Annotated in this window: 20 protein-coding genes; 1 reads left to right on the top strand and 19 read right to left on the bottom strand. The window is 50.7% G+C overall.

Annotation, left to right across the window (positions count from 1 at the left end; genetic code table 11):
• Positions 1–2: 2 nt before the first annotated feature.
• The 4 genes from BLW29_RS20565 to hemL form a co-directional block, all read right to left on the bottom strand.
• The gene (locus BLW29_RS20565) at positions 3–2,663 is read right to left on the bottom strand and encodes a valine--tRNA ligase (RefSeq protein ID WP_090983043.1); all 2,661 of its coding nucleotides are present in this window, start codon (positions 2,661–2,663) and stop codon (positions 3–5) included.
• 497 nt (positions 2,664–3,160) lie between these two features.
• A complete protein-coding gene (locus BLW29_RS20560; protein WP_090983041.1) occupies positions 3,161–4,372 on the bottom strand; it encodes a LysM peptidoglycan-binding domain-containing protein in 1,212 nt (403 codons plus the stop codon).
• 96 nt (positions 4,373–4,468) lie between these two features.
• Complete coding sequence (locus BLW29_RS20555; protein ID WP_256208744.1) at positions 4,469–5,443, bottom strand: RluA family pseudouridine synthase; 975 nt, start codon at positions 5,441–5,443, stop codon at positions 4,469–4,471.
• A 27-nt stretch (positions 5,444–5,470) separates the two neighbouring features.
• Positions 5,471–6,772, bottom strand: a complete 1,302-nt coding sequence (gene hemL / locus BLW29_RS20550) for a glutamate-1-semialdehyde 2,1-aminomutase (RefSeq protein ID WP_090983039.1) — start codon at positions 6,770–6,772, stop codon at positions 5,471–5,473.
• Between the two features lie 102 nt (positions 6,773–6,874).
• Between hemL and BLW29_RS20545 the strand changes: the two genes are divergently transcribed.
• Positions 6,875–7,537 carry a Crp/Fnr family transcriptional regulator gene (locus tag BLW29_RS20545; RefSeq protein ID WP_090983038.1) on the top strand — a complete coding sequence of 221 codons (663 nt, stop codon included), beginning with the start codon at positions 6,875–6,877 and terminating at the stop codon, positions 7,535–7,537.
• A 29-nt stretch (positions 7,538–7,566) separates the two neighbouring features.
• Here the strand turns inward: BLW29_RS20545 and hemB are convergent, their stop codons facing one another.
• From hemB to tig, 15 genes are all read right to left on the bottom strand, one after another.
• Positions 7,567–8,565 (bottom strand): porphobilinogen synthase, encoded by a 999-nt coding sequence (hemB, locus tag BLW29_RS20540; protein ID WP_090983036.1) that lies wholly within the window; start codon positions 8,563–8,565, stop codon positions 7,567–7,569.
• Positions 8,566–8,583: 18 nt separating this feature from the next.
• A complete protein-coding gene (cobA, locus tag BLW29_RS20535) occupies positions 8,584–10,152 on the bottom strand; it encodes a uroporphyrinogen-III C-methyltransferase (RefSeq protein WP_090983035.1) in 1,569 nt (522 codons plus the stop codon).
• Entirely contained in the window at positions 10,149–11,117 is a 969-nt protein-coding gene (gene hemC, locus BLW29_RS20530; RefSeq protein ID WP_090983033.1) for a hydroxymethylbilane synthase, read from the bottom strand. The genes cobA and hemC overlap by 4 nt, the downstream gene beginning before the upstream one ends.
• A gap of 2 nt (positions 11,118–11,119) precedes the next feature.
• On the bottom strand, positions 11,120–11,785 hold the full coding sequence (locus BLW29_RS20525) for a precorrin-2 dehydrogenase/sirohydrochlorin ferrochelatase family protein (protein WP_143044441.1): 666 nt from the start codon (positions 11,783–11,785) through the stop codon (positions 11,120–11,122).
• 26 nt (positions 11,786–11,811) lie between these two features.
• Complete coding sequence (locus tag BLW29_RS20520) at positions 11,812–12,630, bottom strand: cytochrome C assembly family protein (protein WP_090983029.1); 819 nt, start codon at positions 12,628–12,630, stop codon at positions 11,812–11,814.
• Positions 12,631–12,696: 66 nt separating this feature from the next.
• A complete protein-coding gene (gene hemA / locus BLW29_RS20515) occupies positions 12,697–14,079 on the bottom strand; it encodes a glutamyl-tRNA reductase (protein ID WP_090983028.1) in 1,383 nt (460 codons plus the stop codon).
• A gap of 169 nt (positions 14,080–14,248) precedes the next feature.
• Positions 14,249–14,647: an adenosylmethionine decarboxylase gene (speD, locus tag BLW29_RS20510; RefSeq protein WP_090983026.1), complete on the bottom strand. Its 399-nt coding sequence runs from the start codon at positions 14,645–14,647 to the stop codon at positions 14,249–14,251.
• 333 nt (positions 14,648–14,980) lie between these two features.
• Complete coding sequence (locus tag BLW29_RS20505) at positions 14,981–15,571, bottom strand: non-ribosomal peptide synthetase module (RefSeq protein ID WP_090983024.1); 591 nt, start codon at positions 15,569–15,571, stop codon at positions 14,981–14,983.
• A gap of 165 nt (positions 15,572–15,736) precedes the next feature.
• Positions 15,737–16,369, bottom strand: a complete 633-nt coding sequence (gene yihA / locus BLW29_RS20500) for a ribosome biogenesis GTP-binding protein YihA/YsxC (protein WP_090983022.1) — start codon at positions 16,367–16,369, stop codon at positions 15,737–15,739.
• 19 nt (positions 16,370–16,388) lie between these two features.
• A complete protein-coding gene (gene lon, locus BLW29_RS20495) occupies positions 16,389–18,743 on the bottom strand; it encodes an endopeptidase La (protein WP_090983020.1) in 2,355 nt (784 codons plus the stop codon).
• 87 nt (positions 18,744–18,830) lie between these two features.
• Positions 18,831–20,537: an ATP-dependent protease LonB gene (gene lonB / locus BLW29_RS20490; protein ID WP_090983018.1), complete on the bottom strand. Its 1,707-nt coding sequence runs from the start codon at positions 20,535–20,537 to the stop codon at positions 18,831–18,833.
• Positions 20,538–20,730: 193 nt separating this feature from the next.
• Complete coding sequence (gene ispG / locus BLW29_RS20485; RefSeq protein ID WP_090983016.1) at positions 20,731–21,852, bottom strand: flavodoxin-dependent (E)-4-hydroxy-3-methylbut-2-enyl-diphosphate synthase; 1,122 nt, start codon at positions 21,850–21,852, stop codon at positions 20,731–20,733.
• A gap of 93 nt (positions 21,853–21,945) precedes the next feature.
• Positions 21,946–23,202, bottom strand: coding sequence for an ATP-dependent protease ATP-binding subunit ClpX (gene clpX, locus BLW29_RS20480; RefSeq protein WP_090983014.1), 1,257 nt, complete (start codon positions 23,200–23,202; stop codon positions 21,946–21,948).
• Positions 23,203–23,235: 33 nt separating this feature from the next.
• A complete protein-coding gene (gene clpP, locus BLW29_RS20475; RefSeq protein ID WP_090983012.1) occupies positions 23,236–23,817 on the bottom strand; it encodes an ATP-dependent Clp endopeptidase proteolytic subunit ClpP in 582 nt (193 codons plus the stop codon).
• Positions 23,818–24,061: 244 nt separating this feature from the next.
• A complete protein-coding gene (gene tig / locus BLW29_RS20470) occupies positions 24,062–25,363 on the bottom strand; it encodes a trigger factor (protein WP_090983010.1) in 1,302 nt (433 codons plus the stop codon).
• Between the last annotated feature and the right edge of the window lie 77 nt (positions 25,364–25,440).

Raw genomic sequence — 25,440 nt, 5'->3', positions numbered from 1 at the left:
AATTAGCCTCTAAGCTCGGCGATCCGCGCTTTCACCATATCACGTTTTTCCGCATAATCAGCCATTTTGGCTCGCTCTTCCTCGATCACCTTAGCAGGGGCTTTCGCAACGAAACCTTCATTGCCGAGCTTCTTCTCTACCCGCTCCACTTCATTCGTCAAGTGAGCAATTTCTTTCTCCAGACGAGCAATCTCTTGCTCGATATCAATTAGGCCTGCCAGCGGCAGATACATTTGGGCTCCGGTTACGATCGCCGTCATTGCTTTGTCCGGTGCCGCCAGTTCTTGGCTAATGGTTAGCTTCGACGTGCCGCAGAAACGAATAATGAACTCTTCATTACGGGCCAGGATCGCCGCTTCGCTCTCGCTGGACGGCTTGATTTGCAGCTCGACCTTCTTGCTCATAGGGACATTAACCTCGGCACGGATATTCCGAACCGCACGGATCATATCCATAAGCAGCTCCATCTCGGCAACTGCATCAGGCGCTTCAAGCGCTTTATCATATACCGGCCATTGTGCAAGTGTAATGGTCTCGCCTTCATGCGGCAAGTGTTGCCATATTTCCTCGCTGATAAACGGCATGAACGGATGAATCAAGCGCTGCGTGCGATCAAGCACGTAAGCAAGCACCGATTGTGTCGCGCGTTTGGCATGCGCATCTTGACCGTTCAGGTTCAGCTTCGCAAACTCGATGTACCAGTCGCAGAGATCATCCCAAATGAAGTTATAGAGGACACGGCCGGTTTCGCCGAAATCGTAGCTGTCAATCAAGCGAGTAACATCAGCAACTGCAGCATTCAGACGGTGCAGAATCCAGCGGTCTGCTGTGCCAAGCTTCACGTTAATATCAATATCCGCAGCTGTTACGCCTTCTAGGTTCATAAGCGCAAAGCGGGACGCGTTCCAGATCTTGTTCGCGAAGTTACGCGCTTGCTCAACACGTTCCCAGCGGAAACGCAAATCCTGACCCGGCGTGCTGCTAGTCGAAATCATATAGCGCATTGCATCCGCGCCGTATTTCTCAATAACATCAAGCGGATCAACGCCGTTGCCAAGGGACTTCGACATCTTCTTCCCGTTCTCATCGCGAACAAGGCCGTGCATCAATACGTCTTTGAACGGAATTTCATCCGTAAACTCTAGCGCGGTAAAGATCATGCGAGCAACCCAGAAGTAGATAATGTCATAGCCCGTAACCAATACGTCTGTCGGGTAGAAACGTTTCAGATCATTCGTTTCCTCCGGCCAGCCCAGCGTCGAGAATGGCCATAACGCCGAGCTGAACCACGTATCGAGTACGTCCTCGTCTTGACGAAGCGATTCGTTGCCGCAAGCGGAGCACGCGCTTTGATCTTCACGTGCAACATGCATGGCGCCGCAGGAGTCGCAGTACCAAGCCGGAATGCGGTGACCCCACCACAGCTGGCGGGAAATACACCAATCGCGTACGTTCTCGATCCATTGCAGGTAAATTTTCTCGAAACGATCCGGAACGAAGTTTACGCCTTTGCCGGACTGCTGCGCGTTAATCGCAGCTTCCGCTAGCGGCTTCATATCAACAAACCATTGCGTAGACAAGTACGGCTCCACTACGGCGCCGCTGCGCTCGCTGTGTCCGACTTGGTGCACGTGATCTTCGATTCGGATGCAAACGCCGCTCTCCTGCATATCGGCCACGATCTTCTTGCGGCAATCTGCACGGTCCATTCCATTATAAGGACCTGCTTCGGCATTCATCGTACCGCTCTCATCCATCACGACGATTTGCGGCAGGTCGTGACGCAGACCTACTTCAAAGTCATTCGGATCGTGCGCAGGCGTAATCTTTACCGCGCCGGAACCAAACTCTTTCTCAACGTATTCATCCGCAATGATCGGAATTTCTCTGCCGATAATCGGCAATACAATCATTTCGCCGATCAGGTGCTTATAGCGCTCATCCTCCGGATGTACCGCAACCGCCGTATCGCCAAGCATCGTCTCCGGTCGCGTCGTAGCAACCGTAATGAAGCCGGAACCGTTCTTCAATGGGTATTGCAGGTGATACAGGTGACCGTTTACTTCTTTATGCTCAACCTCGATATCCGATAGCGCCGTACGGGCAGCCGGATCCCAGTTAATGATTTTCTTACCGCGGTAAATAAGACCTTTCTCATAGAGGCGAACGAATACTTCGCGTACCGCCTGCGACAAACCTTCGTCTAATGTGAAACGCTCGCGCGAATAATCGAGAGAGAAGCCCATTTTGGCCCATTGCTCGCGAATGGTTTCGTTATAAAGCGCCTTCCAATCCCATACCTTCTCGAGAAACTTCTCGCGGCCAAGGTCATAACGCGACTGACCTTCCTCACGCAGCTTCTGTTCTACCTTCGTTTGAGTAGCGATACCGGCATGGTCGCTGCCTGGCAGCCACAGCGCATCATAGCCCTGCATCCTCTTCGTACGAATCAGAATATCCTGCAGCGTAAAATCGAGCGCATGACCGATATGAAGCATGCCTGTTACGTTTGGCGGCGGAATCACGATCGTATATGGCTCTGCCGAAGGGCGCTTGCCCGCTTCAAAAAACTTGCCTTCCATCCAATAAGGATACCATTTCGCTTCTGCCGTCTTCGGATCGTACGTTGTCGGCATTTCAGTCGTTGCTTGTTTTTGTGTCATCAGCTTATCCTACCTCCACTGTATTTCTAATCCATTTAAGGATTCTAATACGCCTAATTAACGAAAAAAAATAAACCTCTCGCCCTTAATTCAAAGGACGAAAGGTTTAGCTTCCGCGGTACCACCTTTGTTCCGAACCGTGCATGACGCAGCTGGCTCGACAACTTTAAACAGATAACGGCTGCAGCCGGCCGGTACTTACGAAGAAAATACTCTCCGTTCATCCAGCAACTCCGGGGCGACAAATCGCAGTTCATATCCTACAGAACCTCTCAGCGCAGCGGTTCTGCTCTCTGAAGGTATTCCTGCCAATCTTCCCCATCAACGTTCATTATAATAAAAGTATTACCCTATTTTTTCTATCATACACGTTATTATTTGCATACGTCAATCCCAGCAGGATAGCGGCCTAAATCGAGCTATCCGCAACTGGCAAAAAGCCCCTTCAGGGACCGTGTAAGGTCATTCCTGAAGGGGCTTGCACAGTTAAGTATGGACTATGGAATATAGAGCACCTGGCCCTCACTGACGCTTTGATCCGAGAGTCGGTTGTATAGCGCGATCTCACGGGCTTGCAGCTGGTAGCGTCCCGCTATGACATCAAGCGTCTCTTCTCGCTGGACGATGCAGATGCGCAGCTTCCGGAACGATTGTTCATCGCTTGCTCTTCCATAGAACAAGTTCTTCCACTCGATCTCGTCGCCGCTCGATTTGCGGGCTTCCGCAGCCTTCGCTTCTGCAACTTGCTCGGCGGCGGCTCTGGCTTCCTGCTCTCTGCGGCTCGATTGCAGCAGCGCCCTGAACCCGACTCCGCCGGCGGACTGCTGCTCGGCCTCATCCTCGGCTTGCTTGCTTGCGACAGCGACGCGCATCTCCTTGCGGGAGGCTTCTGCCTCAGAAGCGGAGACGTCGCCGTACTGCTGCACTTCTGCCGGGACCGAGACGGCTTGCGCTTGCGGGCGAACCTGGGGATCACGCTCAGCTGCTGCAGCAGGAATGAAAGCCTCCTGCTGTTCAGACGCAGCGGCATTGACCGCGATCTGGCTCGGTTCATACACGGTAGGCTCAGCGATCGGAACTTGATAGAAGGCAGCCTGAGCTTCACGATTCAGTGCTTCCTGTCTTTCCTGCTCCCTCGCCCAAGCCGATGCTCTAGCTGCGATGGCCTCATTCTCGGCCGCCTCGCGCAGAGCTGCTTCCTCTTCGGCTTTCCGTTCATATTCTGCCGCTAAACGCTGCTGCTCGTAATCATATTGGGTGTATCGCGGCGCTTCCTCGGTTTCCCTAGAATGAACGACTGTAATGGGTTCTTCACGCTGCCAGGATTCGGCGGGCTCTGTTTGCTCGATTTCGATGCCTAATAACGAGAGAACCCCCGTAATGTTGAGTGTTCGAGTGGAGAGCAAATCCACATCAAAGTTATCAATCTCAACGGAAATGTCATCCAATCGATGAATACGATTCAAAGGCAGCGTAATTTCGACAGGAATCCAATGCTCCAGAGATTGTTCGGCTAAAGGCTCATTCTGTGCGCGATAAACGCCTGTAAGGAGCAAATGGCCTTTTAATAACACCTGCTCGTCTTGCTGAACAATCCCGATTCTCGGCACAAGCTCGATCTCGTCAAGCTCATCGATCGCCGCTACCTCTTCGGGCAAATGCACACGCTCATAGATGTCAAATCGCAAACCGCTAGACGGACTGGGCACGCTTGTCGTCCTCCTTTCCCTTGTCAAGAAGCTTGGTTACAGCTTTCTTCCCTATTTATCTATATGGCAAGGGGTGGGTAGGCATGACTACGATTTTCACAGAGAAGCATACCGCTCGCGGACCTCCGCAAACCAATCCGGCTCGGTTGCGGACAGAATCGTCTCTTCATTCGTCCAGGGATGTCGAAATGTCAGCCGCTCTCCGCGAAGAGCCTGATGACGAAGCTTACTGTCTGAGCCGCCATAGAGCGTGTCCCCGACAAGCGGATGTCCCAGATGGCTCATATGTACACGAATTTGATGCGTCCGCCCGGTTTCCAGCCAAACTCGGACAAGTGAAGCGCGTTTGAATACTTCAATGGTTTCATAATGGGTGATCGCGTGCTCACCACCCGGCGAAACTCTCCGACGTCCATTATGATGACGGTCTTTGCCGATCGGCTCGTTAATGACGCCCCGACTCCGTTTCATTACACCTTGCACCAAAGCGACATATTGTCTGCCGATCGTTTTCTCTCGCATCGCTTCGTCCAGCCGCAGCTGGGCCAGTTCATTTCTCGCGTAGAGAACCGGACCTGCCGTATCATCGTCCAGTCGATGGATATGCTTGGCAGGCAGACCATCCCCGCGAAGCAGCCCTGTACGCGCCGCCTCTTCGTCCAGTGTTCCGCGCTGACCCGGTGCAGAAGGATGCACAGGCATGCCAGCCGGCTTATCCATCACAAGGCACCAATCATCATAGAAGAGCAGGCCGGCGTGAAGAGAAGTACTTGAATCAGCATCTCCTTGCGAGAGCATACGGAAGATCGCATCACTGCCTGGATCCGCTGCAATAAAGGTACGCAGCAGAATGCTGCTCCCCTCCATCTGAATGCCGCCGACGGAGAACAGCCGGTTCAGCCACTTCTCCGGAAATAAACCAAGGGCCAGCAGCCATTGCCGCACATGATGCGGATGGCTCCCGGCCTCTATTACTGGAACAGCTTGTGTGGGAGCAGCGAAGCTTGCCAGCGTCTCCGCCGGCAGCTTCAGCCACTCCCCGCTGCGTTCATAGCTCATCGATTGTCCCATTATAGCTCAGCTCCTACAATACGCTTATTACAAGCGACGAAACGCCTCATCATGCGCCGCAATGGTCGCATCAATGGCGGCTTCATCGTGAATGCCGGAGACGAACATCCCTTCGAACTGCGAAGGTGCAATGCTGATGCCAAGATCGAGCATCGCTGCAAAATAAACTTTAAAGCGCTCCAAGTCAGAAGTCTTGGCCGTATCGTAATTGATGACATGCTGCTCTGTAAAGAACGGACAAACCATCGATCCGACGCGATTAATTGTGCTAGGAATACCATGCTTCGCTGCGTTGGCTTCAAAGCCGCGCTGCAAACGAACCGCCATCCGCTCCATGTGCTCATAGGTTTGCGGAGTCAGCAGGCTAAGCGTCGTGAAGCCCGCCGCCATCGCAAGCGGATTGCCGGAGAGCGTGCCTGCTTGATAGATCGGGCCGCTTGGCGCCATCATTTCCATAATCTCGCGTTTACCGCCGTACGCGCCTACCGGCAAGCCTCCACCGATGACTTTGCCAAGGCAAGTGAGATCCGGCGTTATGCCATATAACCCTTGTGCACAGTTCATGTGAACACGGAAACCGGTCATCACCTCGTCGAAGATCAGCAGGCTTCCGTACTGCTCCGTAACCTCGCGCAGCCCTTGCAGGAAGCCGGGAAGCGGAGGAACGACGCCCATATTGCCGGCAACGGGCTCAACGATGATGCAAGCAATCTCTTCGCCGAAGCTTTCGAATGCCAGTTTCACTGAATCCAGGTCGTTGTAAGGCACCGTTATCGTATGAGAAGCTACGCTATCTGGTACGCCGGGGCTGTCAGGCAAGCCAAGCGTCGCTACGCCTGATCCTGCTTTGATAAGCAAGCTGTCGGCATGGCCGTGATAGGAGCCTTCGAATTTCAGGATCTTGCTGCGTTTTGTATAACCGCGAGCCAAGCGAAGCGCACTCATGGTCGCTTCTGTGCCGGAATTGACCATACGTACGATCTCTACGGATGGCACGCGCTCGCACACGAGCTCCGCCATTAACGTCTCGATTTCGGTCGGGGCGCCAAAGCTGGTGCCTTTCTCAGCCGTTTTCTTAATGGCCTCGATGACCTCCGGGTGGGCATGACCCATAATTAGCGGACCCCAGGATGCCACGTAATCGATATAGCTGTTCCCGTCGATATCATAGACTTTGTAGCCTTCGCCACGGTCCATGTAGACCGGATTTAAGCCGACGGACTTGAAGGCCCGAACCGGAGAGTTCACGCCGCCTGGAATGACTTTTTTCGCGCGTGCAAAAGCTTCTTTGGAACGTTCATCCGCTCTTTTATGATTTTTTTCGCTCATTTCTCGCACCTGCCTGTTAAATAGTGACTTTCGTATGGTAAACTGCTAGGAGATTATCAGGTTGTACCTGTTGTGCAGTTCAGAGGGAGAGGCTGATCATAAGTGATTGAATTGCTTAAGAAAGTAAAGCTGTTTGAAAATTTAAACGTAGAACAGCTTCAGCGTATACAGTCGATTGCTCGAACGCAAACGTTCACGCCCGGGACAGTGCTCTTTCAAGAGAATGACCACGGAGCAGCCTTTTATATTTTGCTGAAAGGCTCCATTAAAATTTATACCCGCAGTTCGTCCGGCGATGAGAAAGTATTGTCGCTGATTCAGGCCGGAGAAAGCTTCGGAGAGCTGTCATTACTCGACGGACGTCCACGCTCGGCATCTGCCCAGACGCTGGAAGGCTCGACACTGCTTGTGATCTCCGCCAATGACTTTCATGCCCTGCTTCGCGAGCAGTTCGAGATTACGCGCCATATTATGACGGAGCTATGCCGCAGACTGCGTGATACCAATCAGCATGTCTACGATCTTACCTTTGTGGATTCGCGGACTCGCGTGCTGAAGAATGTCATTCTGCTTGCGAATCGGCATGGCTCACGTGCCGGTAACATCATCACCATTAAGATGCCGCTCAACTACGATGAACTCGCTCAGATGGCCGGCGTGGCCAAGCAGGCGCTCTCCCAAGTGTTGAGGGATCTTGAAGATCGCCAGATCCTCACGTTTGGCTTAAACGAATATAAGCTCGATTTAGCCCGCCTGAACGGTTAACACCGTCCAGGTTTTTTATTTGCCTGCTCTTACGCTTCGCCTCGCAGCCAGCGTGCTGCATCCAAAGCATGATACGTAATGATCAGATCCGCACCTGCGCGCTTCATCCCTGTCAAAGTCTCCAGAACAACCGCACGCTCATCGATCCAACCGTTCGCCGCAGCCGCTTTTACCATGGAATATTCCGCACTCACGTTGTACGCCGCAACCGGCAGGTCGAAAGTCTCTTTCAACATCCGAATGACATCCATATAAGCAAGCGCAGGCTTCACCATAAGGAAGTCTGCTCCTTCGATAATGTCCGCCTCCGCCTCGCGCAGCGCTTCACGCGCGTTTGCCGGGTCCATTTGATACGTCTTGCGGTCACCGAATTGCGGCGTGGAATGAGCAGCTTCACGGAACGGTCCGTAGAAAGCCGAAGCATATTTCACCGAGTAGGACATAATCGGCACCATATCGTAGCCCGCCGCATCCAATCCTTCGCGAATCGCTCCCACAAATCCGTCCATCATGTTGGATGGCGCGATAATATCTGCACCTGCTTGTGCTTGGGACACGGCTGTTTTCACTAACAACTCCAGCGAAGAATCATTGTCGATAAAAGCATTGCCTGTATGCGTATCATGATGAATCATGCCGCAATGGCCATGGTCCGTAAATTGGCACAAACACGTATCAGCTACAACCAACAGCTGCGGTGCCCATTCTTTAATGGCTCTGGTTGCCTGTTGAACGATCCCGTTCGGATCGTACGCGGAGGAACCGACAGCATCTTTCGAATCCGGAACGCCGAAGAGCAGCACGGCTTTGACGCCTGATTCAACGACCGCAGCCACTTCCTGGCGGAGCAGGTCAAGGGAAAGATGATAAACGCCCGGCATCGAAGAAATCTCTTCCTTCACGCCTGTACCATGTGTAACAAATAACGGATATATGAAGTCGTCTACCGACAAATGCGTTTCGCGCACCAGCGAACGCAGTGCGCCTGATGAGCGAAGTCTGCGGTTTCTTGTAATTGGAAATGCCATAATGGGAAAACCTCCTTCTTAATTGCGATGCACAAGCCGGGACTCGGCTATGGCATCAATAAGTCCGTCAATGGTTGCATCCTGCGGCTGTATCGTAACCTTCAGACCGGCTTCTTCAGCCGTCTTCGCTGTTACCGGGCCGATGCAGGCAATATCTATTCCTTGCAGCAGCTCAAGAGGATCAGCGACCCCCATTCGGCGCAATACTTCGAACAAGTTGGTAACGGTAGAGGAGCTGGCAAACGTAATGACATGAACGCTTCGTTTCTGAAGCAGCTCAAGCGTCTCCTCGTCCTGGTTATCGGCCAGAACCGTTTCATAAACATCGATTTCAACAGGAGTTAACCCTTTCGCCTTCAGCTCTCGCGGAAGAACTTCACGCGCGAGGTCACCTCTAGGCAGCAGTACACGCTGACCTTCGACTAAGTGCTCCGATAAGCTATCCAATAAATCATCGGCTTGGAACTTCACAGGCAGCACATCTACGAACAATCCGCGTTTCTCCAGCGCTTCGGCTGTCTTAGGTCCAACGGCGGCGATACGTGCCTTGTGGAACCGCCTGATATCGATGCGCAGCTTACTTAACCAGTCGAAGAAATAGTCTACACCGTTCACACTCGTAAACATGATCCAGTCGAATTGCTCTGCTTCATTCAGTGCGTTGTGAACCGAGTCCACGATAGCTGTTTCCGTAGGTTCACGCGTCTCAATGACAGGAAACTCGCAAGGCTCGCCGCCTAACTCTTCGATCCGTTCCGCCAAATCACTGCTTTGCGCTCTAGCGCGTGTTATGAGTACGCGTGTTCCGAACAGCGGCTTGCGTTCATACCACTGCAGCTTCTCTCGCTGCTTGACCACATCGCCGACCACAATGACTGCCGGAGGCTGGAAGTTGGCCGCTTTCACGATTTCCTCAATCGTTTCCAGCGTGCCCGTAACGGTTCTTTGCTCTACCCTTGTTCCCCAGCGAATCAGAGCAACAGGAGTATCTGCAGGCTTGCCATTCTTGATAAGCTGTTCTGCTATATAGCCGATCTTCGCCACGCCCATCAAGAAAACAAGCGTCCCCGTAGCAAGGGTAACCTTATCCCAATGGATGGATTGATCGAGCTTATCCGGACTTTCATGCCCGGTAATAATCGATAAGGAGGACGCCAAATCACGATGGGTCACAGGGATTCCCGCATAAGCCGGTACCGCGATGGCCGAGGTGATGCCTGGCACGATTTCAAACTCGATGCCATTATTATATAACAACTCAGCTTCTTCACCGACTCGTCCGAAGATGGTCGGATCGCCGCCTTTCAGACGGGTTACGATCTTGCCCTCGAGCGCCAGATCCACAAGCAGCTGATTAATATCCTCTTGTTTCATGGTGTGCCGATCCGGCAGCTTACCGACGTATACTTTCTCGGCCCCCGGCTTTAAATACCGAAGCAGCCTCGGACTGGCCAGGCGATCATAAACAACGACATCGCATTTGCTGATGCATTCTTGTCCGCGCAGCGTAATCAGCTTTGGATCGCCGGGTCCGGCTCCAACCAAGTAGACTTTCCCTTTGCTCTTCCCCTTCAGCAAAACGTTCATCCCCTTACTTCTGCTAAAATACGATCTGCTCCTCTTGCTTTGAGTGCTTCTGCGGTTTGTAACCCCAATGCTATCGGATCATGTCCACGTAACGTTTCTTTGAGCAAAATACCGCCGTCTGGTGAACCGACAATACCTGTCAGCTCGAGCAGACAAGTTTCACCATTCTCAGCAGTCTCCACAATTGTGGCATGTGCGCCAATCGGAATTTGACAGCCACCGTTAAGAGCTCCGAGGAAACTGCGTTCAGCGGATACGGTAAGTGCTGTGAGCGGATCATTAAGAAGAGACAGCAAGTTACGAACCTCTGCATCATCCGTTCTGCATTCGATGCCAAGAGCGCCTTGACCGACGGCAGGCACGCACAGATCTTCTGGCAGATAGGAAGAGATTTTGGCCTCCCAGCTCATACGGTGAAGCCCGGCTGCCGCCAGAACGATCGCGTCGAATCCTTCGCTCTCCAGCTTCTTAATTCTGGAATCAATATTGCCACGAATGGATTCGATCTGCAGATCCGGTCGAGCGTTCTTCAGCTGGCTTGAACGACGCAGGCTGCTTGTCCCAACCTTTGCCCCTTTAGGCAAATCCGAGAACGTATAACCATTTGAGGTAATGATACAATCCCTCGGGTCAACCCGTTTCGGAACCGCGCCATTCATCAGTCCCTCCGGAAGCTCATAGGGCATATCTTTCATACTATGTACAGCCAAATCAATCTCTTTATCAAACAAAGCCTGTTCGATCTCTTTCACAAACAGACCTTTTCCGCCGACCTTGGATAAGGTTACATCCAGAATCTGGTCGCCTTTTGTAACGATTTTGCGAATCTCGAACGTATACGGCAGTCCATGCTGCTCACTAAGTGCTTTAAGCTGATCTATAACTTGACCGGTTTGCGTCAAAGCAAGGGCGCTCTGCCGTGTACCGACTACAATGACACGGGGTTGTTCATAGTTGTGGGACATTATTATTTGCTCCTCTCAGCCGCTTGCAGCAGCCTGCTCATCCATTCGTCGATCTGATTCTCTGTATAGGTAACTAATCCATCGTTTCGTTCTGCTTGCTCTGCAACCTCTTCTGCCGCGAGTCGCAATAGAGTAGTTCTAAGCTCCGGGTTCATGACGCCGGATAGCACTCTCGCTCGCAGCAATCGAAGCCCTTCGACGTAATCCCCGAAGCATTCGTTGTATTGCCTTGCAAGCTGCCGCTTCATTATTGCAGCCAGAGCAGGGCTCGCCCCGCCTGTCGTGACAGCTAAGAGCAATTCACCGCGTCTTACAGTTGATGGTGTAACGAAGCTGCCTTCTTCGCCAAGATCGGCAACATTGACGAATATCCCGAGTCGGTCTCCTAAAACTGCGATTTCATGATTCACCTGGCGATTGTTCGTCGCAGCCATAACAAGCATCACTCCTTGGAGATCCCCTTCCCTGTATTCCCTTTGCACCAGCTGGATAGACCCTGCACCAGCAAGCTCTCGAAGCGCAGATGAAGCAGCAGGTGCAATGACTTCTACCCGATTCGCTCCGCCATCCAGCAGTCCTTGCACTTTACGTTCGGCAACAGAGCCGCCTCCAACCACGACACAGCGCTTACCCTGAAGATTCACCATCATGGGATAATAAGTCTTCACGAATGCAACCAACTCCTTGGCTCCCCTTAAGACCAGCCGTGAAAATTAGACGCTTGATTCATCAATACATTGAGCAGCATGACGCCGTAGCTGATCAAATTCAGCCGTGCGAACTTCCAGCCCGAGCCGTCAAACCAGCGATGCCCTAGCAAATTCCAGATGTAGATCGACAATGCTATAAAAGATGAAATAACCTTTAAATCAAGCAAAAGTCCATAGCGGCCTTCTATGAGAATCGAAGTGACAGCTACTGCTAGCGATAAAGTCAGCAGCGGCGTGCCGATCAGCGCAGCCCTGAACATGAAGCGATCCGCCACATCCAAACTCGGCATTCTCTGCATGCTCTTGGTCCACTGCTTGCCTTTGAGACGAGCAAACAGAAACATATACATGCCTGAGAAAATACCACTGATTGTCAGGGCCGCATACGCCAGGATCATCAGAATGATATGAACGACCAGCATGTTCTCCGCCAATTCCCATCTCTCCAGGGATGCGCCGGAGCCGATACCGAACAAATTGACGGTCAGTACTGCGAACCCGATTACATTCACGAAGAAGACGATAAACTCCATCCTAAAAAAACGGCTCATCACAAGTGAAACCGTGATAAGCAGCCAAGAGAAGACAAGCAAATATTCAAACAACGAGATGGTGGTCATGTCCAGATGCGAGATGATGCGATTCACAATAAAGCCGGTTTGCAGCACCCAGACGAAAATAAGCAGCCCTGTCCCCACTTGTTTCGCTTGCCGATTCCGATCAACGAAATCAGAGAAGTAAAACAGGAGGCTCAGGGCATAGATATACAGCATTCCATCATAAAACCAATTTTGTGTAACCATCGGGTGGCCTCCGCAAACTTTGAACAAGTTATCTGGTAACCTAAACGCCCGCTTATTCGCAGGCGTCTAGGTTGTAATCGCCGCAATTGTACCTTTAAGTACCGGCGTTGTATCTCCGCTCGATGGGACTTCTTTAATCCCAGCCGGATTACGCTGCTCTGCGTTGTTCTTCGTTTGTTCAAGCGTGTCTTCCAAGGCGAATAGCTTCACGAACATGTCCATTGCCTCGTCAGCATGCTTCTCTCCTGCCATTTCTTTAATGCGCAGAATCGGATCATGCATCATTTGGTTGACGATGCTCTTCGTCAGCTTGTGGATGACTTTAAGCTCGCGGTCGCTTAAATCAGGAAGCTTGTTCGCCAAGCTGTCCATCGTTTCCGCATGGATGTCAGTCGCTTTATCCTGCAGCGCGCGAATCAGCGGTGCAACGCCTAATGTTTTGTACCATCCGCGGTACACATCCAGCTCTGATGCAATCATCGTTTCAATCTTGGCAGCCTCCGTGCGGCGCTGCTCCATATTGCTCTCCACGATGCCTTCCAGATCATCGATATCGTACAGGAACACGTTCTTAACCGATGCGATAGCAGGATCAAGATCACGCGGCACAGCAATATCAATCATAAAGAGTGGACGGGATTTGCGTTTCTGCATGGCTGCCGCAACCTGCTCACGACCAAGTACATAGCCGTCTGAACCGGTCGAGCTGATCACGATATCCGCTTCATGCAAACGTGAAATCGCATCTGCCATGGACAGCGGCGTTCCGTTAAATTTATCTGCCAGCTGCACGGCACGGTCATAGGTCCGATTGACGACAAACACCCGTTCCACGCCGTTCGCGTACAAATGCTTAGCGGTTAATTCGCTCATCTTGCCGGCGCCGACGATCATGACCGTCTTGCCGTTAAATTGTCCGAAGATCCGTTTACCCAGCTCTACGGCTGCGTAACTTACTGAAACCGCGGCTTCACCGATAGCTGTATCGGAATGTGCCTTCTTCGCAAGCGTTACAGCTTGTTTAAAGATCGTATTAAACAAGGTGCCTGTAGTTTTCTGCTGCTGCGCAAGTAGGAATGCATTCTTGACTTGACCCAGAATCTGCGTCTCGCCAATGACCATAGAATCTAGTCCACAAGTGACACGGAACAGATGGTCGATCGCCTTCTCATCCTCATACATATATAGATCCGAGGTAAACTGCTGTCTCGGCGTATTAAACCATTTCTCCATGAAACTGCGTATATAATGTCCGCACAACGTCGGACGGTCAACAACAGCATACAATTCAGTGCGGTTACAGGTCGCAACAATGACACCTTCCATAATGCTCTTCGTTTGCTTCAACTGCTCAAGTGCCTCAGGCAGATCTCGTTCGGAGAATGTAAAACCTTCCCTCACTTCAACCGGTGCTGTGCGGTAATTAAGACCGACGACTATAATGTGCATGCGCGTTCACCTGCCCTTCACTAATCATTTTTTCATCATTTAGTATAGCACAGTTAGTCATGATGTACCCCTGCAAATATGAAAATTGTTTGAAAACGCGCGGTTTGGTTTATAGCATCAAAAAAGACCATGGATTTCTCCATGGTCCCTCTTTAGTCATATGAAAATGCTACACAAGTTCAACTTGCTTCATATCCGCTTCCACGACTTGCAATTCACCCATACCGCGAACTAGCTTCTTAGCATGTGTTACTTTTGGTTTCAAAACAGACATCATGTAGTCAATCGCCAATTGCGGATCGACTGTTTCTCCACATGTATAGCAATCAAGAGCAGCGAAGCCTCTCTCAGGATACGTGTGAATGGAAAGATGACTTTCTGACAGCAGTACGAGCACTGTTGCGCCTTGTGGCTCAAATTGTTTCGCTTGAACTGAGAGTACTGTAGCGCCGCATGCTTCTGCAGCCTCTACCATTTGGGCTTGTAAAAATTCCGCGTTGTTGAGCAGGTCAAAATCCACACCCCAAGTGTCAACAGCAACGTGTCTTCCGAAAGTTGAGTATTCCATCTCTCGGTTCCCCCTTCCTAGGAATAAAATGTTTTGTAATTTCATCCGCTAGGACCTACGTCATTCACTGCCCGAGGGACTTTCCTCTCGCAACATTACCATGTCCTGAGTGAATCCTGGTTCCTATTCATTGCAACGAAAATAAAAATAACATCTATCGCTCAGAAATGCAACAGTTTTTTTTGGGCAGAATTAAGTTGACAACATGCAGTAAACTCCAGTAAACAACGTATGTGCGAATTGTTGTGCTGGTGATGGCCCTCTGCAAATTTAACACAAATAAAAAAAGCCGCATATGAGCGGCTTTAGAAGAATGATTCTCTACGGTTGTGCTTACGCCTCCATCAAGAACAGCGCTCTTGCATGCTGTGCCAGACGTTGATCGATAAGCGATATTTGCCCGCGATCACTGCATTGGTTGCGTAAATCGAGCAATTGATTAATCGCGCCTTGCACGATTTCAATCTCCTTCTCGATATCGTTCACGCGGAAAGTCGCTTCAAGCTGACCGATCGTATCTTTGAATTCAAAGATCACTCTCGACTCATTGTTCTTGATTTCGACAATTTTGCGAACAGTTCCTTCAGCATAATGATAGATCATCGTATAATGTGGATAAATGCGATTGACGACTGCATCTCCGCGGAACAGCGATACCGCTTTGCGCATTGCGTTCGTAAGTCTCGGATGTACGATGCGGCACGAAAGCGCGCATACATACAAATCTTGCTTACGTTCGAAAGTAAGGCGGACTTCTTCTCGTCCTGCGTCGTCCTCGAGAACCATCTCGTGATTGCCGTTCTCCAGTACCCGCACCTGCTGCTTAATATGCTGGTCTTCAAAAAACCGGACAAATCCCGCCATCTCTTCAGCCGTTAATTGCAGAGAAGCATTGACATACTCCGTGGCTATCCGCTGAGCCATAAAAATCTCCTCAATTCTATAAAGTAACGCGTTTGTAAATCAGTTGCTTACCTATATTATACCTGATCGAAGCGGTTTATTCCTGCCGCCCATTCGCGATATTCACGCATATTTCTGAATAATCAAGGAGATTTTACGAAGAGTCGTTGCTTTTATGCGTTATCCTCACTTTTCGATTGAAACTTCTTCGGTTTCTTCCGCTTCTTCGCTTGTTTCCGCTATTGATTGATTTATAATTGCCCAAAGCTCATCGCGGCCAAGGCCTGTCTCGGAAGAGAAGAGCACATGGTGATCTCCCGTCTGGAAGCCCAGCTTCTTCTTCACCATCTTCACGTGCTTGTCCCACTTGCTCTTCGGAATCTTATCCGCCTTCGTTGTCACGACGCAAACCGGAATTTCATAATGCTTCAGCCAATCGTACATCAGGCAGTCGTCTACGGATGGCTCATGACGGATATCGACAATAAGGAAAACCATATGCAGCGGCTCGCGGTCGCTTAGGAAGGTTTCAATCATCGTGCCGAACTGGGCACGCTGTACTTTCGATACTTTGGCATAGCCGTAGCCGGGGAAATCGACCAAATACACTTCGTTGTTTACGCGGTAATAGTTGAGCTGCTGCGTCTTGCCCGGCTGCGAGCTCGTTCTGGCTAATCCTTTGCGCATAATCATCTTGTTGATGAGTGATGATTTGCCCACATTAGAACGCCCTGCCAGAGCGAACTCTGGCAAGGCATCTACTGGATATTGATCCGGCCTTACGGCGGATATAACAAATTCTACATTCATAATCTTCACGTTTAAGCAACCTGCTTTCTTAATGCGTCTGTACCGGTGCTGCTGCCTCCACCTTTACGAGCGCGTGTTTGATAACCTCATCCATCGAACTGACCGGAACGAACTCCAAATCGGCTCTGACGCTGTCTGGTATGTCACGCAAGTCACGCTCATTGTCTTTGGGAATCAGCACCTTCTTGATGCCCGCCCGGTGCGCTGCTAGCGATTTCTCCTTGAGACCGCCGATCGGCAGCACACGGCCGCGAAGCGTTATCTCTCCGGTCATCGCTACTTCTTTATCAACCTGACGATTGGTTAACGCAGAGATAAGTGCCGTCGCCATCGTAATCCCTGCAGACGGTCCGTCCTTCGGAATCGCACCTTCAGGAATATGGATATGGATATCATTCTTCTCATGGAACTGCGGGTCAATACCGAACTCATTCGCACGGGAACGTGTATAGCTGAAGGCTGCCTGCGCAGATTCCTTCATGACATCGCCGAGCTTACCAGTCAGTGTGAGCTTCCCGCTGCCCGGCAGCACCGTTACCTCTATAACGAGCGTATCGCCGCCGACCTCGGTCCAAGCAAGGCCTGTAACGGCGCCGATCTGATTCTCGACCTCGGCCATACCGTACCGGAACTTGGACGGTCCTAGCCACTCCTTAATCCTCGCAGAGTCGACTACAATCGGGGTTACATTCTCATCGGTCACGATGGCTTTCGCAGCTTTTCGGCACATGGCCGCAATTTGCTGCTCCAGATTACGCACACCGGATTCTCTTGTGTACTCGCGAATGATTTGAAGTAAGCCGTCTTCTCCAAGATCCACTTGCTCTTCAAGTAAGCCATGCTCCCGTTTCTGCTTCGGAAGCAGATAACGATTGGCAATTTGCAGCTTCTCAAGCTCCGTGTATCCGGGAATGTACAGCACTTCCATCCGATCCAGCAATGGCCTTGGAATGTTGTGAATCGCATTGGCCGTCGTCACGAACATGACATTGGAGAGATCGAACGGCACTTCGATAAAATGATCGCTGAACGTATTGTTCTGTTCGGGATCAAGTACTTCAAGCAGTGCCGAAGCCGGATCTCCGCGGAAATCCATGGCCATCTTATCGATTTCATCCAGCAAGAATACCGGATTGAGCGATCCCGCCGTCTTCATGCCTTGAATGATACGGCCCGGCATCGCGCCGACGTATGTACGGCGATGACCGCGAATTTCAGCTTCGTCGCGTACGCCGCCAAGCGAAATACGTACGAATTGTCTGCCAAGCGACTTCGCGATGGACCGAGCCATGGAGGTTTTACCGACACCAGGAGGGCCGACCAAGCAGAGAATCGGGCCTTTCAGCTTCTTCACGAGCTGCTGTACCGCTAAGTATTCCAGCACACGCTCCTTCGGCTTCTCGAGTCCGTAATGATCCTCGTTGAGGATCCCTTCCGCTTTCGCCACGTTCAGATCATCTTCCGTCAGCTTGTTCCAAGGTAAGGAAAGGAGCCAATCAATATAATTGCGGATGACACCGCCTTCGGCAGAAGTCGATGGCATCTTCTCCAGACGGTCGATTTCCTTCTCGACCTTCTCTTTCACTTTTTCCGGAATACCGGAGTCCGCCATCTGAGCACGAAGCTCTTCCACTTCGCCTGCACGGCCTTCTTTCTCGCCGAGCTCCTTCTGGATGGCTTTCATTTGCTCGCGCAAATAATATTCCTTCTGTGTTTTCTCCATCTGTTTCTTCACACGCTGACTGATCTTGCGTTCCAGCTCCAGCACTTCGCGCTCGTTATTAAGAATATCGAGCAGGCGCTCGAGCCGCTCCCGCACATCAATCGTTTCAAGAATATCCTGCTTATCCTTGATCTTGAGCGACAGATGGCTGGAGATCACGTCGGCAAGTCTGCCCGGCTCATCAATATCCGAGACTGCCGCCAGCGTCTCCGGCGTCACTTTCTTCGACAAATTGATGTAATGCTCGAACTGGTTGAGTACCGTCCGCATAAGCGCATCAATCTCCGGATCTGTCGATTCCGCCTCCGGCAGCTCTTTAATCGTGACCTCGTAGTAGTCGTCATTCGGCAAATAATCTACGATTTCGGCACGGACAACGCCTTCCACCAGTACGCGAATGGTACCGTTTGGCAGCTTGAGCATCTGTCTGACTCTTGCAGCCGTGCCGACACGGTAGATATCTTCCTGCGACGGCTCTTCAATATTCACTTCCGATTGCGAACATAGCAAAATCATATGGTCGTCCAGCATTGCGCGATCCAGCGCTCGCACTGATTTCTCCCTGCCTACATCCAGATGCAGCACCATGCTGGGGTATACAAGCAGCCCCCGAAGCGGCAGCAGGGGCATACGACGACCTTTCCATTTAGCAGGTCCCATTCCAGCACCTCCGTCTTTGAAGCTTCCTCACAGATCTTTCGTAACCGATTCCCTCGGCCTTAAGTCTTAGGGCTTTCATCCATTTTATCACTCAACGGAATCCGCCTGCAAATAGGGCAGTCCGGTTGCGATAAATACGTCGGCTGCAGGTGCCTGAGAAGCAGACTGCATTTGGGTATCTTCTGCACCAAACACGTGACGGAATACCTCATCCACATGCTCGACGGGAATAACCTGCACGCCTTGCAAATCAGCGAAGATCGCCTGCCAGTTCTCTCTCGGGATCAAAACGGTATCTGCCCCGGCTTGGAAAGCCGCCTCTACTTTGGCAAGCACGCCGCCGACAGGCTTCACATTACCATGAATGCCCACCTCACCGGTCATAGCAAGTTTATTGCTGATCGGCTCCCCTTTTATGGCAGATGCAATTGCCGTTGCCATTGCAACACCCGCAGACGGCCCGTCAATCGGCGTCCCACCGGGGAAATTAATGTGTAGATCGTAATTTTCCGGCTTCATGCCCATTCTTCTAAGTACAGTAAGCACGTTCTCGATGGAGCCTTTGGCCATGCTTTTGCGTCTGAGCGTTCTGCTGCTGCCGCCGCCCAGTTCTTCCTCGTCTACAACACCAGTGATGGTATACACACCTTTGCCGGCTCTTGCTCCAATTGCGCTAACCTCGATTTCAAGCAGCGTTCCCATATTCGGTCCGTATACGGCCAGTCCGTTCACGAAGCCGACTTGTGGCGCTGACGGCACTTTGCGGTCAGGACGCGGTGGAATTTGACTGCTATTGACGACCCATTCAATATCAGCGGCCGAAATCGTATCGCGTTTCTCCGAAAGCGCAAGTCCAGCGGCTAGTTGGATCACGTTTACGGCTTCGCGGCCATTCGTTGCATAACGCGTTACAACATCGATGGCTTCCTGAGAAGGCGGCAAGCCGATCTTCTTGAGCGCATTCACTGCAATTTGCGATATTTCATCCGGAAGCAGCGGGCGGAAATAAATCTCCATACAGCGGGAGCGAAGCGCCGGAGGCAGCTCCTGCGGTGAACGCGTAGTAGCGCCTACAAGCCGGAAGTCAGCGGGCAAACCGTTTTGGAAGATATCATGGATATACATCGGGATATTGTTATCCTCTGAGTTGTAATAGGCACTTTCGAGATACACCTTGCGATCTTCCAGTACTTTTAACAACTTATTCATCTGAATGGGATGCAATTCACCAATTTCATCAATAAACAGCATACCGCCATGCGCTTTCGTTACAGCCCCGGGCTTCGGCTGCGGAATCCCTGCGACCCCCATCGCCCCTGCCCCTTGATAAATGGGATCATGCACAGATCCAATAAGCGGATCCGCAATCCCGCGCTCATCGAATCGAGCCGTTGTCGCATCAATCTCCGTAAATTTCGCATCCTGCAAGAACGGCGAGGTCGGATTCTTCTTCGCTTCCTCCAACACGACCCGCGCTGCAGCGGTTTTCCCGACGCCCGGAGGTCCGTAAATAATGACATGCTGCGGATTCGCACTGCACATCGCCGCTTTGAGCGCACGCAGACCGTCCCGTTGCCCCACAATATCATTAATCGTTTGCGGACGTGTTTTCTCGGACAGCGGCTTCGTTAGCGAAACGGAGCGCAGCTTGCGCAATTTATCCATTTCTTTACGGGACTCCCGGTCGACAGCCGTTCGATTCGTTTTCTGATTGCGCAGCAAATTCCAGAAGTACAGACCGATCACAATAGCGAAAAAAACCTGGATCAACATCAAGATCAAACTTAAACTCATAGCAATTACTCCTCTCTTAAGAAGACTAGCGGCGCGTGCGGTTTCGTTCCTTCTCAATCTGAAAAGAAAAGAAACGGCTTACGCCGTTTTTCTTCAAACAAAAAAATCCGGCTTTACGGGGCTCATACTGTTCAGTATTGCCCCCGGCCGGATGGAATAATCGCTATGAATACGTAAAGTTTGAATGGCTTTCCTATGTGGTTACATGGGGTCCGGGCTGATGCTTACGCCCCGGAATTTCGCCTGTCGCTTCAAACACGCGCACAATCTCGTCAATTTCCTTCTTCAGCTCCGAGAGCAGATCGGCCTCAGGCACTTTACGAATCATCTCTCCGTAACGGAAGAGCATGCCTTCGCCTCGTGCGCCTGCAATCCCGATGTCCGCCTCACGCGCTTCGCCCGGACCGTTAACTGCGCAGCCAAGAACGGAAACCTTGATCGGCACCTTGATTTTGCTGATGTAGTCCTCCACCTCATTGGCGATCGAGAACAGGTCGATATCCAGTCTTCCGCATGTCGGGCAAGAAACCAGTGTCGCAGCATTCGTAATCAGACCGAAGGTCTTCAGCAATTCACGCGCTACTTTCACTTCTTCTACCGGGTCCGCGCTAAGGCTGATTCGAACGGTATTACCAATGCCCATAGCGAGCAGAGCACCAATACCTGCCGAACTCTTAATCGTTCCTGTATGAAGCGTTCCGGCTTCCGTAATACCAAGATGCAGTGGATAACGAATCACTTCAGCAGCCATACGGTAGGCTTCAATCGCCATCGGCACGTCAGAAGCTTTAAGCGATACGATAATGTCGTGGAAATCCAATTCTTCAAGAATTCCGATATGAAAAAGGGCGCTCTCCACCATAGCTTCAGGAGTTGGGTAACCGTATTTCTCAAGCAAGTGGTTCTCCAGCGAGCCGGCGTTGACACCGATTCGAATGGGAATCTTCTTCTCTTTGCATGCTTTTACGACGGCTTCCACTTTCTCCCGGCGTCCGATATTGCCCGGATTGATCCGAACTTTATCTACACCGTTCTCAATCGCCGCAAGTGCAAGACGGTAATCGAAGTGAATATCTGCAACAAGCGGAATATGAATTCGTTTCTTGATTTCTTTGATTGCTTCGGCAGCTTCCTTGTTGTTGACGGTAACCCGGACAACCTGACAGCCAGCTTCTTCAAGACGCAGAATTTCGGCAACGGTTGCTTCCACATCCGCTGTTTTGGTTGTGCACATACTTTGAATAATGACTTCATCACTGCCGCCAATTGTCAACGGACCCACTTTGACCGGCACTGTATCTTTGCGCAAATACATCAGGTAACCTCTCCCATGAACGTCAAAGTCCACCCCAGCGGATCGGGTTGCCGCGCCGCTGGGGTGGAAGCATTTGAGGTGTTATTTATTGGATCAGGCGCTTTCTTCCTTCTTCTTGCCCTTCTTGGAAACAAGCTCAGGCATGATCCGGTCTTGAACGACCTTCTCTGTAATTAGGCAGCTGGTAACATCGTCACGCGAAGGTACTTCGTACATCACGTCGAGCATCAGCCCTTCAATAATCGCCCTTAATCCACGTGCACCTGTATTACGCTTAATCGCTTCTTTCGCGATGGCATCAAGTGCCGCAGCTTCGAACTCAAGCTTCACATTGTCCATCTCAAGCAGCTTCTGATACTGCTTCACAAGAGCATTCTTCGGCTCGGAGAGGATACGGACAAGCGCGCCTTCGTCAAGCGGCTCCAGTGTCGAGATGACAGGCAGACGGCCGACAAACTCCGGGATCAGACCGAATTTGAGCAAGTCTTCCGGAAGTACCATCGACAAATATTCACCCGGTTTCAGATCCTTCTGACCGTCTCCGGCAGCGTTAAATCCGATAACCTTCTTGCCAATCCGGCGTTTAATCAACGATTCTAGACCGTCAAATGCACCGCCGCAAATGAACAAGATGTTTGTGGTATCGATTTGAATAAATTCTTGGTGCGGATGCTTACGACCGCCTTGCGGTGGTACGGAAGCAACGGTGCCTTCAAGAATCTTGAGGAGCGCTTGCTGTACGCCTTCACCGGAAACGTCGCGTGTAATCGACGGATTCTCGGATTTGCGCGCTACTTTATCAATCTCATCGATATAGATGATGCCGCGTTCGGCTTTCTCTACATCGTAATCTGCTGCTTGAATCAGTTTGAGCAAAATATTCTCAACGTCTTCACCGACATAGCCGGCTTCCGTAAGGGAAGTCGCATCCGCGATTGCAAACGGAACGTTCAAGATCTTGGCCATCGTTTGAGCAAGCAGTGTTTTACCTGAGCCTGTAGGACCTACAAGCAGAATGTTACTCTTCTGCAGTTCTACATCTTCAAGTTTATTCTGCGAGTTGACGCGTTTGTAGTGGTTGTATACCGCTACAGAAAGCGACTTCTTCGCTTGTTCCTGACCAATAACGTATTGATCCAGAATGTTGCGAATATCGCGCGGTTTCGGAATATCTTTCAGATCCAGCTCTTCTTCATGACCGAGCTCTTCTTCAACGATCTCCGTACATAGTTCGATACATTCATCACATATATAGACGCCAGGTCCGGCTACGAGCTTGCGAACTTGATCTTGCGATTTGCCGCAGAACGAACATTTCAACTGGCCCTTTTCGTCGTTAAATTTGAACATGAGTTTTCACCCCTTCTTGTTGATTCGCGCAACCTACAGCGACGTTACGACCTTATCGATCAGACCGTAGTTCAACGCCTCTTCAGCACTCATGAAATAGTCACGATCCGTATCGCGGTCGATTCTGTCATAAGGCTGACCTGTACGATCCACTAAAATTTGGTTAAGCTTCTGTTTGGTCTTCAGAATCCAATCCGCATGAATCTTAATATCCGAAGCTTGACCACGCACGCCTCCAAGAGGCTGGTGAATCATGACTTCACTGTTTGGCAACGAGAAACGCTTGCCTTTGGCTCCCGCGGTAAGCAGAAGCGAACCCATGCTGGCAGCCAAGCCTACGCAGATCGTAGATACGTCCGGCTTGATAAACTGCATCGTATCATAAATACCCATACCAGCGGTAACTGAACCGCCAGGCGAGTTGATGTACAGATGAATGTCCTTCTCCGGGTCATCGGCCGCAAGGAAAAGCAGCTGCGCTATGACGGCATTGGCAACATCGTCGTCGATCGCACTTCCCAGAAAAATAATCCGATCCTTCAATAAGCGGGAGTAGATGTCGTAAGAACGTTCTCCCCGATTCGTTTGCTCAACGACCATAGGCACCAGATTCATGCGATCAACCTTCTTTCGTAATCGACTTTTTGAAGAAAACCACCTAGCCGGCGGTTTATGCCGGAAGCTGTTTCTTCTAATCCGTTCTTATTTTAACATGTTCAAGTTGTAATGTCATTTTTCTGACTATTACATTATACGGTACGGGTAAATACATATGTATGTTTCGGTTCCTGCCGCATGCCCTGAAGCCGCGATGAGGATAAAATAAGGCACGTAAATACGTGCCTTATCGTTTCATTTCTTATGCAACTACTGGAGCTGTTGTGCTGTTGTCAAGCAAGAACTTGATTGTTTTACGCAGAACAAGATCTTCTTGGATGTTTTCCAAGTTGCCGTTAGCTGTGAAGATCGAACGAAGCTCTTCAACCGTACGGCTGTATTGCTTCGAAAGTTTCTCAAGCTCTTCGTTCAGATCTTCTTCACCTGCAGTGATGCCTTCGTTCTTCGCGATTTGCTCAAGAACAAGGTTGTTGCGAACGCGTTTGATCGCGTCAGCGTGCATTTGAGTGCGAAGAGCTGCTTCGTCTTGGCCGGAGAACTGGTAGTACAGATCCAAGTTCATGCCTTGCGATTTAAGACGGTTCTCGAAATCGCGAAGCATGAACGAAGTTTCGGAATCGATCATGGAATCAGGAATTTCGATTACTGCCGCGTCAGCAGCTTTCTCAACGACAGCTGTTTCACGAGCTGCTTCGTTTTCTTTAGCTTTTCTGTCAGCAAGCTTCGCAGCCAGATCTTGCTTGTACTCTTCAAGCGTATCGAACTCGCTTACGTCTTTCGCGAACTCATCGTCAAGCGCCGGAAGGCTCTTACGTTTGATTTCGTGAAGTTTCACTTTGAATACGGCAGGTTTGCCAGCAAGGTGTTCTGCATGGTATTCCTCAGGGAATGTAATTTCGATATCCTTGAAGTCGCCAGTTGCCATGCCGATAACTTGATCTTCAAAGCCAGGAATGAATGCGCCTGAACCAAGTTCAAGGGAATGACGCTCGCTCTTGCCGCCATCGAATGCTACACCGTCAACATAACCGTCAAAGTCGATTACTGCAGTATCGCCGTTCTCAGCTGCGCCTTCTTCGATCACGTTCAATTCAGCGTGGCGTTGTTGCAAACGAGTAAGTTCTGCTGCGATTTCTTCTTCCGAAACGACTGCTTCAGCGGAAGGAATTTCGATGCCTTTGTACTCGCCAAGCTCAACTTCAGGCTTAACTGTTACTTTCGCAACATACTTGAAGGATTGGTCTTTCGCAAATTGCTGAACGTCGATGTCAGGACGATCAACCGGAATGACACCTGTTTCTTTCAGTGCTGCTGCATACGTGTCAGGAAGCAAAATGTCGATTGCATCTTGATACAAGCTTTCAACGCCGAAACGCTTCTCGAACATACCCCGTGGTACTTTACCTTTACGGAATCCTGGTACGTTTACCTTCTGAACGACCTTCTTAAATGCCTTGTCGATCGCTTCATTAACTTGTCCTGCCTCAACCTCTACGTTGATGGAGACAAGATTCTTGTCTATTTTTTCCCAAGTTGCTGTCATGTTATGCTTTCCCCTCCAAATTAAATAACGCTTCTGCGTCAGATCTTACCCGTAATAAACCATTCTATTATAATCAA

The sequence above is a fragment of the Paenibacillus sp. CF384 genome, assembly GCF_900106745.1.
In the GTDB taxonomy this organism is placed as follows: Bacteria; Bacillota; Bacilli; order Paenibacillales; family Paenibacillaceae; genus Paenibacillus_Z.
This window is presented reverse-complemented; position numbering and strand designations above follow the sequence as displayed.

Excerpts from the sequence above, each read along its gene's own strand:
- speD (WP_090983026.1), bottom strand. The coding sequence starts at position 14,647 with ATGGAATACTCAACTTTCGGAAGACACGTTGCTGTTGACACTTGGGGT.
- BLW29_RS20555 (WP_256208744.1), bottom strand. The coding sequence starts at position 5,443 with ATGGGACAATCGATGAGCTATGAACGCAGCGGGGAGTGGCTGAAGCTG.
- hemL (WP_090983039.1), bottom strand. The coding sequence starts at position 6,772 with ATGAGCGAAAAAAATCATAAAAGAGCGGATGAACGTTCCAAAGAAGCT.
- BLW29_RS20520 (WP_090983029.1), bottom strand. The coding sequence starts at position 12,630 with ATGGTTACACAAAATTGGTTTTATGATGGAATGCTGTATATCTATGCC.
- BLW29_RS20505 (WP_090983024.1), bottom strand. The coding sequence starts at position 15,571 with ATGGCTCAGCGGATAGCCACGGAGTATGTCAATGCTTCTCTGCAATTA.
- BLW29_RS20565 (WP_090983043.1), bottom strand. The coding sequence starts at position 2,663 with ATGACACAAAAACAAGCAACGACTGAAATGCCGACAACGTACGATCCG.
- clpX (WP_090983014.1), bottom strand. The coding sequence starts at position 23,202 with ATGTTCAAATTTAACGACGAAAAGGGCCAGTTGAAATGTTCGTTCTGC.
- hemA (WP_090983028.1), bottom strand. The coding sequence starts at position 14,079 with ATGCACATTATAGTCGTCGGTCTTAATTACCGCACAGCACCGGTTGAA.
- tig (WP_090983010.1), bottom strand. The coding sequence starts at position 25,363 with ATGACAGCAACTTGGGAAAAAATAGACAAGAATCTTGTCTCCATCAAC.
- hemB (WP_090983036.1), bottom strand. The coding sequence starts at position 8,565 with ATGGCATTTCCAATTACAAGAAACCGCAGACTTCGCTCATCAGGCGCA.
- hemC (WP_090983033.1), bottom strand. The coding sequence starts at position 11,117 with ATGTCCCACAACTATGAACAACCCCGTGTCATTGTAGTCGGTACACGG.
- lon (WP_090983020.1), bottom strand. The coding sequence starts at position 18,743 with ATGGGACCTGCTAAATGGAAAGGTCGTCGTATGCCCCTGCTGCCGCTT.
- lonB (WP_090983018.1), bottom strand. The coding sequence starts at position 20,537 with ATGAGTTTAAGTTTGATCTTGATGTTGATCCAGGTTTTTTTCGCTATT.
- ispG (WP_090983016.1), bottom strand. The coding sequence starts at position 21,852 with ATGTATTTGCGCAAAGATACAGTGCCGGTCAAAGTGGGTCCGTTGACA.
- cobA (WP_090983035.1), bottom strand. The coding sequence starts at position 10,152 with ATGAACGTTTTGCTGAAGGGGAAGAGCAAAGGGAAAGTCTACTTGGTT.
- clpP (WP_090983012.1), bottom strand. The coding sequence starts at position 23,817 with ATGAATCTGGTGCCTATGGTCGTTGAGCAAACGAATCGGGGAGAACGT.